Origin of the sequence: Salinicola peritrichatus, from assembly GCF_003206715.1 — a bacterium.
GTDB lineage: Bacteria > Pseudomonadota > Gammaproteobacteria > Pseudomonadales > Halomonadaceae > Salinicola > Salinicola peritrichatus.
The window spans coordinates 1-871 of the sequence record NZ_PZJU01000062.1 but is presented as its reverse complement, the minus strand read 5'-3'; the positions used below and the strand labels follow the sequence as shown (position 1 = coordinate 871).

At 58.7% G+C, this 871-nt stretch carries 1 protein-coding gene; it reads left to right on the top strand.

What is annotated here, in order from left to right; genetic code table 11:
* Nucleotides 1-15 precede the first annotated feature (15 nt).
* Nucleotides 16-871 (top strand): IS5 family transposase gene (locus DOM57_RS19120; RefSeq protein ID WP_110650779.1). Its coding sequence is split into 2 segments (ribosomal slippage), with 857 coding nucleotides annotated over them: nucleotides 16-385 and nucleotides 385-871; the frame shifts between segments, so codons are not numbered across the junction. This gene is flagged as partial in the annotation.

The following is an 871-nucleotide window of genomic DNA, read 5'->3' as shown; positions in this document are numbered from 1 at the left end:
CTTGGAGGTATTGTCATGGCAGGACGTTACGAGATTTCCGATCAGGGTTGGACATTGATTGAAGATATCGTTTCGCCTGGCACGCCCGCTGGGCGTGGACGCCCACGCCGCGATGACCGGCAGATGCTCAACGGCATCTTCTGGATCCTCTGTTCCGGCGCCAAATGGCGGGATCTGCCCGAACGCTTCGGCCCATGGAAAACGGTCTACCAGCGCTTTCGTCAGTGGCGAGATGACGGCACACTCGAACGCAGCCTGTCACGCCTTCACCTGAAGCTTCGGGAAGATGGTTACATGGATCTCGATACCTGGATGGTGGACTCCACCTCGATTCGAGCGACTCGCTCTGCCGCTGGTGGCAGTAAAAAAGGGGCTCTGGAGAACGGGTAGGCCATGCGCTTGGACGAAGCCGAGGCGGCCTGACCACCAAGATTCACCTGGTTTGCGATGCCAATGGCGTTCCCCTGAGCTTCCTGCTATCGCCTGGTCAGCATGCCGATTCACGCTATCTCGTTCCTGTCATGGAGCAGATCCGCTTGCCAGGTCATACGGGACGTCCCCGCAAGCGCTGCCGCCATCTGCTGGCCGACCGAGGTTACGATAGTGATCGATTGCGTCGCTACTGCGACCGGTACGGAATACGACCGACGATCCGGCACCGACAGATGCACCGTCGCCCCAAGCCAGGACTACCCCGCCTGTTCGAGCGCCCGCGTTATCGGCGTCGCAATGTGATAGAGCGTCTATTTGGCTGGATGAAGGAAAAGCGGCGACTTTGTACTCGCTACGACAAGCTGGCAAAAAGTTACCGTGCCATGGTCACGCTGGCCTGCATCGAGCGCTGTTTACGGGTCTATTTTTCAGACAGAGC